At 60.1% G+C, this 6,978-nt stretch carries 8 protein-coding genes; 4 read left to right on the top strand and 4 right to left on the bottom strand.

Features of this window, described 5'->3' with window-relative positions; translation table 11 throughout:
- Positions 1–75 precede the first annotated feature (75 nt).
- A complete protein-coding gene (sfnG, locus tag EJA70_RS25815; RefSeq protein WP_158834493.1) occupies positions 76–1,158 on the bottom strand; it encodes a dimethylsulfone monooxygenase SfnG in 1,083 nt (360 codons plus the stop codon).
- Positions 1,159–1,515: 357 nt separating this feature from the next.
- Between sfnG and EJA70_RS25810 the strand changes: the two genes are divergently transcribed.
- Complete coding sequence (locus EJA70_RS25810; protein ID WP_095187207.1) at positions 1,516–2,295, top strand: TSUP family transporter; 780 nt, start codon at positions 1,516–1,518, stop codon at positions 2,293–2,295.
- Here the strand turns inward: EJA70_RS25810 and nudC are convergent.
- The 3 genes from nudC to EJA70_RS25795 all read right to left on the bottom strand — a co-directional run bounded on the left by nudC (position 2,263) and on the right by EJA70_RS25795 (position 4,902).
- The gene (nudC, locus tag EJA70_RS25805) at positions 2,263–3,093 is read right to left on the bottom strand and encodes an NAD(+) diphosphatase (RefSeq protein ID WP_158834491.1); all 831 of its coding nucleotides are present in this window, start codon (positions 3,091–3,093) and stop codon (positions 2,263–2,265) included. The two genes, EJA70_RS25810 and nudC, sit on opposite strands and share 33 nt — an antisense overlap.
- Positions 3,094–3,099: 6 nt before the next feature.
- On the bottom strand, positions 3,100–3,912 hold the full coding sequence (locus EJA70_RS25800; protein ID WP_158834489.1) for a crotonase/enoyl-CoA hydratase family protein: 813 nt from the start codon (positions 3,910–3,912) through the stop codon (positions 3,100–3,102).
- Between the two features lie 219 nt (positions 3,913–4,131).
- The gene (locus EJA70_RS25795; protein ID WP_158834487.1) at positions 4,132–4,902 is read right to left on the bottom strand and encodes a class I SAM-dependent methyltransferase; all 771 of its coding nucleotides are present in this window, start codon (positions 4,900–4,902) and stop codon (positions 4,132–4,134) included.
- A 159-nt stretch (positions 4,903–5,061) separates the two neighbouring features.
- On the opposite strand from EJA70_RS25795, the gene EJA70_RS25790 reads away from it, so the two are divergent.
- The 3 genes from EJA70_RS25790 to EJA70_RS25780 are packed head-to-tail and all read left to right on the top strand — an operon-like array spanning position 5,062 to position 6,897.
- Positions 5,062–5,595, top strand: coding sequence for a tetratricopeptide repeat protein (locus EJA70_RS25790; protein WP_008082602.1), 534 nt, complete (start codon positions 5,062–5,064; stop codon positions 5,593–5,595).
- Positions 5,596–5,614: 19 nt separating this feature from the next.
- Complete coding sequence (locus EJA70_RS25785) at positions 5,615–6,145, top strand: RNA polymerase sigma factor (RefSeq protein WP_371924623.1); 531 nt, start codon at positions 5,615–5,617, stop codon at positions 6,143–6,145.
- Entirely contained in the window at positions 6,142–6,897 is a 756-nt protein-coding gene (locus EJA70_RS25780) for a transcriptional regulator (protein ID WP_158834485.1), read from the top strand. The genes EJA70_RS25785 and EJA70_RS25780 overlap by 4 nt, the downstream gene beginning before the upstream one ends.
- Positions 6,898–6,978 lie beyond the last annotated feature (81 nt).

Here is a 6,978-nt window from a genome sequence, read left to right as displayed (position 1 = left end):
TGCGATCTTTTGATGTTGTTTTCAAGATCAAAAGATCGCAGCCTTCGGCAGCTCCTACAAGGGGATGTGCTGCGGTCAGGCGACGGCGGCAGTCTTCTCGACCTCCAGTTCGCGTACCAGTGGCAACACTCGCTGGCCGAAGTACTCCACTTCTTCCTGAAAGTGCAGGAACCCCGCCAACACCAAATCCACCCCCACCGCCTTCAACGCGACAATCCGCTCGGCAATCTGCAATGGCGTACCAATCAGATTGGTCTTGAAGCCGTCGTTGTACTGCACCAGATCTTCGAACGTCGATTTTGCCCAGTTGCCCTCGCCCTCCGGTGAGGCCCTGCCCGCCTGTTTCGCCGCATCGCCAAACGCGTTCACCGCTTCCGGATCGGCCTGATCGATGATCTGCGCCAACACCGCCCGCGCCTCTTCTTCGGTGTCGCGGGCGATGACAAACGCGTTGACGCCAATCTTCACCGAGTGATTATTCGCCGCGGCCTTGGCACGAATATCGTCAACCTGCGCCTTGATCCCCTCAACGCTGTTGCCGTTAGTGAAATACCAGTCCGAGACCCTTGCCGCCATGTCCCGTGCTGCCCGCGAGCTGCCGCCCTGAAAAATCTCCGGACGGCCCAGCGGTTTTGGCTTGAGGGTGTAATTGTCGAAACGGTAGAAGTCGCCGCGAAAGGTGAAATTGTCCTGGCTCCACACTCCACGCAACGAACGAATGAATTCCTCGGAACGACGGTAGCGCTCGTCGTGCTCCAGCCAGTGTTCGCCAATGGCCTGGAACTCGCCTTTGAACCAGCCGCTGACGATGTTTACCGCGATGCGGCCGTTGGTGAGTTGATCGATGGTCGCCAGTTGTTTGGCCGCCAGCGCCGGTTGCCACGGGCCGGGCAAAATGGCTGCGATGACTTTCAGCCTGGTCGTGGCGGCCAGCAAGGCATGACTGAACGCAACCGACTCATGCTGGAACTCGGCGCCGTAACCGGCGGTGAAGCGGATCTGCGTCAGCGCGTATTCAAACCCGGCGGCTTCGGCGATCTGCGCCAGTTTGCGGTTGTAGTCGATGCCCCAATCGGTGCGTTGCTCGATCTTGCTGACCACCAGCCCACCGCTGACGTTCGGCACCCAGTAGGCAAATTTCACGGCTTGCTGACTCATTGGCGTGTCCTCGGGACATTTGCGGAGATAGGAGTAGCAGAGCAGCAAGCGTGCCAGGCTTTAAATGCCCGGTTTTGTTGATGTTTGGGGTTGAACTGATGTTTTGTGGAGGGGGATTTGTTGGCGGGTTGTTGTGTGGGCAACAGTTGGTTCATTTGTTGGCTCGACTGCCCTCATCGCTGGCAAGCCAGCTCCCACAGGGATCGGAGCGAACAGTGACCTTGTGTACACAACAAAAACCTGTGGGAGCTGGCTTGCCAGCGATGGCGTCTGATGGGTCGCAGCAACACTTGGAAATGAGTACCATGACCGCCCTCCCCGCAGCCAAATCTGCGCCCTGCCGAATAAGCCGATTCCATGCCTTTCGAACTCAGCGTTGACCTCACCACCCTGGCCATTCTGGCCCTTGTCGCTTTCGTTGCCGGTTTCATTGATGCCATCGCCGGCGGTGGTGGTCTGCTGACCACGCCTGCACTGCTGACGGCCGGCCTGCCGCCGCACTTGGTGCTGGGCACCAACAAACTCAGTTCAACGTTCGGCTCGGCGACCGCCAGTTTCACCTTCTACCGCCGCAAGTTGTTCCATCCACGGCAATGGGTTCACGCCATTGTCGGCACGCTGGTCGGCGCGTTGACCGGCGCCATCGTCGCCCATTACCTGCCGGCGGAATGGCTGAACAAAATGCTCCCGGTGATCGTCTTCGCTTGTGGCCTATACCTGTTGTTCGGCGGCACACCAAAAGCGCCGCTGGACAGCGACGCACCGATCAAAAAGAAATGGCAATCGACCCAAGGCTTCAGCCTCGGTTTCTACGACGGTGTGGCCGGCCCCGGTACCGGCGCTTTCTGGACAGTCAGCAGTCTGTTGCTGTACCCGATCGATCTGGTCAAGGCCAGCGGCGTGGCGCGCAGCATGAACTTCGTCAGCAACATTGCGGCGCTGTCGGTGTTCGTGTTTTCCGGGCAAGTGGACTGGATCATCGGCCTGAGCATGGGCCTGTCGGTGATGGTCGGCGCGTTCTTTGGCGCGCGCACCGCAATCAGCGGTGGCGCCAAGTTCATTCGCCCGGTGTTCATCACCGTGGTGTTGGGTTTGACCGTGCGCCTAGCCTGGCAGCACTGGTTCAGCGTGGCCTAAGCGCCGCGCCACGTAGACGTCGATCAGGTAACGGGCAATCGACTTTGACGCCGGCAACGGCGGCAGGTCGTGCACGTTGAACCACTGGGCGTCTTCGATCTCGTCTTCCTGACAGACAATCTCGCCACCGGCGTATTCGGCATGGAAGCCGAGCATCATCGAGTGCGGGAATGGCCAGCACTGGCTGCCCAGGTACTGAATGTTCTTCACCTCGATCTGCACTTCTTCGCGCACTTCACGAATCAGGCAATCCTCGGCCGATTCGCCAGGTTCCGCGAACCCGGCCAGCGTGCTGTAAACCCCGGTGACGAAACGCGGTGAACGCGCCAGCAGAATCTCGTCGCCACGGGTAATCAGCACGATCATGCTCGGCGAAATGCGCGGATAACTGCGCAGGTCGCACGGCTGGCAATACATCGCCCGTTCACGCGGCACCTGCGTCATGGCTTGCCCGCAGTTGCCACAGAAACGATGTTCGCGCGCCCAGGTGCCAATCTGCGCGGCGTAGCCGAGGACTTTGTAAATCGTGTGATCGCCATCGAGCATGAACGCCCGCAGACCTTTCCAATTGCACCCCGGCACCTCGCTGGCACTGCGCAGTTCCAGCAAATACACCGGCTCGCCGTCGAGATGGCCGATGCCGTGCTCGGCGAGGACTGACAAGTCTTGACGTTTGAGCCATTCGCGCGGGAACAGCGCGCCATTGTCATCGAACAGAAAGCCTTCCGGGCTGCGCGCCACGGCCCAGCCGCCCGGTTGATCGGTGTCGAGTACTGCAGTGGTCCAGCGAGCTGTCATGGTTTCTCAGTCCAGGAATTCGGGTTTCTGTTTGCTCATGTGGGCAGCCATGGCCACGCGCAAATCGGTGGATTGCAGCATGGCGGCGTTCCAGGTGGCAACGTATTCGAGGCCGTCGTCGATGCGATGGTCGCGCATGTAGCTGATCATTTCCTTGGTGCCGGTGACCGCTATCGGCGATTTCGAGGCGATCTCGCGAGCGATGTCGATCACGCCTTCGAGCAGCGCATCTTTGTCGCTGTAAACGCGATTGACCAGGCCGATGTTGCGCGCCTCTTCGGCGCCGAAGGTGCGACCGGTGTAAGCCAGTTCACGCAGCATGCCGTCACCGATGATCCGTGGCAACCGTTGCAAAGTGCCAACATCGGCGGCCATGCCGATATCGATTTCCTTGATCGAGAATTGCGCGTCTTCGGCGGCGTAACGCATGTCGCAGGCCGCGATCAGGTCGATCGCACCGCCCAGGCAGTAACCCTGAATCGCCGCGAGCACCGGTTTGCGGCAGTTGTCGACGGCATTGAACGAGGCTTGCAGGGTGAGGATTTTGCGGCGCAGCAGGCGCGCGTTGCGGCCGACGTCCTTGCCCAGCTCATTGGCGACGCCGGCGAGCATCATCAAGTCGATGCCCGAGGAGAAATGTTTGCCATTGCCGCTGAGCACCACCACGCGCACTTCGTCGGTGTCGTCGATCCACTGGAAAATGTCGACGATCTCGCTCCAGAACGCCGCGTTCATCGAATTGATCTTTTCCGGACGATTGATCTGCACATGGGCGATGTTGTCGGCCAGTTCGACGTTGAAGGCGGAGTATTGATTCATGGCAGTGATCCTTTACCGGGCTGAAAATGAGGCCCGAACTATAACAAGGCATCACGGTGGCGGTTCGGCCAAATGCGGGACTGCGCAGGATGTGTGTTGGCAGGTCTGGCCCCATCGCGGGCAAGCCACGCTCCCACAATGATGGTGGTGATCACAAATGTTGTGAACGACGCAAAACCTGTGGGAGCGTGGCTTGCCCGCGATGGCCGCGCCGCCGATCTAATTGCCCTTCACCGCGACAAATGCTGCGGTTTCGTAGGGGACTGTTACTACATCCTTGCCGCGCAACTCGGGCTCGGCCGCGATCAACGCGCGAATCTGCTCATCCACCCTGGCCCGCTGCGCCTGCGGCAACGCGGCAATGAAACTGGTCGAACGCACGCGGTTAAACAAGACATCCTCCGGCGAGCCGGTATGCCCATTGTGAAACTGCTGCAACTGCAGTGGCCCGAACGCCGGGTGTGGAAACGCCTTGCGCCATTCGCCGGTGTAATAACGCGGCGTATCACCTTCCAGCGCATTAACGATGGCGTCCAGTTTCGGCACCCAGCTCACTTGGGTGTCGCGCAGGTTCCAGATCAACCCCAACTTGCCGCCAGGCTTGAGCACTCGAGCGATCTCGGTCAACGCTGCTTCGCTGGCAAACCAGTGAAACGCCTGCGCGCAGATCACCACGTCGACCGACGCATCCGGTAGCGGCAGATCGGTCGCCGTGCCATGCACGGCCAACACCTGCGGCCAGGCATCAGAAAGTTTCTCAAGCATCTGCGCCACGGGTTCGACGGCGATAACCTGCGCGCCCGTGGCCACCAACCGACCGGTGAATTTGCCGGTACCGGCGCCCAGATCGATCACCGTCTTGTGATCATCCAGACCTAACGTTGCCGTCAGCCAGTCACTGACTTGCGGCGGGTAATCCGGACGCCCTTTGACGTAGGTATCGGCGGCCGTTTTGTAGCCCCCGGTGGAATGATGGAGATGATCGTTCATGGCAGTCCCCCTTATCGCAGAGCTTCGGATCAACGGCAGACGCTTGCGAGCATAGCGCCGGAATTTGTGCCTGACTTGAACAGTCACTGACTAAGCAATGAATAAAATTTCACCCTGTGGTGTTCAAAGTGAAACATAACCCCCTGTGGAGCCTTGCCCATGACTATCCGTTCCGTTATGTTCGCCGCCCCGTTGCTGCTGGCGGCGGCGCTGTCCAGCCATTTGGCCTTTGCCAACGGTGATGAAGACGACCCGGTGCAGAAGCCCGAGTGCCCCAAAGGCCAGGTCTGGGACAGCAAGACGCAAAAATGCGTACTGCAGACCAGCAGCCTGCTGCCGGACGCCGACCGTACCGATTACGCCTATCGTCTGGCCAAGGACGGTCGTTATGAAGAAGCCCTGGCACTGCTCGACACGCTGAAAAACCCGGACACCGCCAAGGCCCTCAACTATCGCGGCTACGCCACGCGCAAACTGGGACGCACCGACGAAGGCATCGGCTATTACCTGAAATCGGTGAAACTCGATCCGCAATACGCGCAAGTGCGCGAATACCTCGGCGAAGCCTATGTAATCAAAGGCCGCGTCGACCTGGCGCAGGAACAGTTGCAGCAGATCAAATCGATTTGCGGCACGTCCTGCGAGGAATATCAGGACCTGGCTGAAGCCATCAACGATTCATCGAAAACCTGACCATCAATAACCGGAGGCCATCATCGTCAGCGATCACGCATTCAGAGCAGAACTCGGACAGCATCTGGCGCGGCTCTGGCGTTACGGCTTGCTGCTGTCGCGCAATCGGCATGTCGCCGAGGATCTGGTGCAGGCGACCTGTGTGCGGGCGCTGGAACGTGCCGGTCAGTACGTGGCCGGAACGCGCATGGACCGCTGGTTGCTGAGCATTCTGCATTCGATCTGGCTCAATGAAGTTCGCGCGCGTCGCGTGCGTCAGGGCTCGGGACAGGTCGACGCCGAAGGTCAATTGGCGGTTGATGGTGAATATGCTGCGCAGACTCATGTGCTGGCCGCGCAAGTGATTCGCCGGGTGGATGCCCTGCCCGAGAGCCAGCGCGAAACCGTGTACCTGGCCTACGTCGAAGGCCTGTCCTACCGCGAAGTCGCCGAGATTCTGCAAGTGCCGATCGGCACGGTGATGAGCCGGCTGGCCACTGCGCGCCTGAAGCTTGCCGAGTATCCGCCGCTACAAGCCGTACCGAAAACCACCGAAGGAGATCGCCCATGAACACACCTTCGGATGAACAACTGGTCGCCTATCTGGACGACGAACTCGACCCCGGCTATCGCCAGCAACTGACGGACGCGATTGCCGATGATCCGCTGCTCAACTTGCGCCTGCAGTGGCTGAACCGCAGCAGCCTGCCGTACAAGAACGCCTATGATGAACTCGCACGGCAAGCCCCGCTCGATCGTTTGCAGGCGCGGCTGGATGCCATTCCCGCGCCGGAACCGCAAGGGCTGAGTCGACGCTGGTTCATCGGCGCCGCAGCGGCGGGTCTGGTGGCCGCCGGCGTGTTGGCTGACCGCTTGTTTCTCACCTGGCAAACACAGCAAGCGCAAGACTGGCGCGCTCTGGTAGGCGACTATATGGCGCTCTACGTGCCGCAGACGCTCGAGCATTTACCGGCCGATGACGCTGCGCAACGCGCGCAATTGCGCACCATTGATGCCCGCCTCGGGTTGAACCTGACGCCCGCCGCGTTGAAGCTGCCCGGTGCCGAGTTCCGACGCGCGCAAATGCTTGAATACGACGGCGTGGCGATTGCGCAAATCGTTTATCTGGATGCGCGTTACGGACCGCTGGCACTGTGTGTCACCCGCTCGAACAGTGGCAATCGAGCGCTGGCACATGAACGTCGACACAGCATGAACGTGGTGTTCTGGACCCAGGGGCAACATGCGTGGATGTTGATCGGCCATAACCCGGCCAACGAACTGGCGCACATGGCCACATCCCTCAGCAACAACCCCACCTGACCCCTCCCCCTGTAGGAGCTGCCGAAGGCTCGGGCCGCGATCGGACGATCTTTTGATCTTTAAAAAGACAAGATCAAGAGA

The organism is Pseudomonas sp. PB103 (assembly GCF_009764635.1).
GTDB lineage: Bacteria > Pseudomonadota > Gammaproteobacteria > Pseudomonadales > Pseudomonadaceae > Aquipseudomonas.
This window is presented reverse-complemented; position numbering and strand designations above follow the sequence as displayed.

What these genes read in the sequence shown, in the direction of transcription:
- sfnG (WP_158834493.1), bottom strand. Translation starts at nt 1,158, where the DNA reads ATGAGTCAGCAAGCCGTGAAATTTGCCTACTGGGTGCCGAACGTCAGC.
- EJA70_RS25810 (WP_095187207.1), top strand. Translation starts at nt 1,516, where the DNA reads ATGCCTTTCGAACTCAGCGTTGACCTCACCACCCTGGCCATTCTGGCC.
- nudC (WP_158834491.1), bottom strand. Translation starts at nt 3,093, where the DNA reads ATGACAGCTCGCTGGACCACTGCAGTACTCGACACCGATCAACCGGGC.
- EJA70_RS25800 (WP_158834489.1), bottom strand. Translation starts at nt 3,912, where the DNA reads ATGAATCAATACTCCGCCTTCAACGTCGAACTGGCCGACAACATCGCC.
- EJA70_RS25795 (WP_158834487.1), bottom strand. Translation starts at nt 4,902, where the DNA reads ATGAACGATCATCTCCATCATTCCACCGGGGGCTACAAAACGGCCGCC.
- EJA70_RS25790 (WP_008082602.1), top strand. Translation starts at nt 5,062, where the DNA reads ATGACTATCCGTTCCGTTATGTTCGCCGCCCCGTTGCTGCTGGCGGCG.
- EJA70_RS25780 (WP_158834485.1), top strand. Translation starts at nt 6,142, where the DNA reads ATGAACACACCTTCGGATGAACAACTGGTCGCCTATCTGGACGACGAA.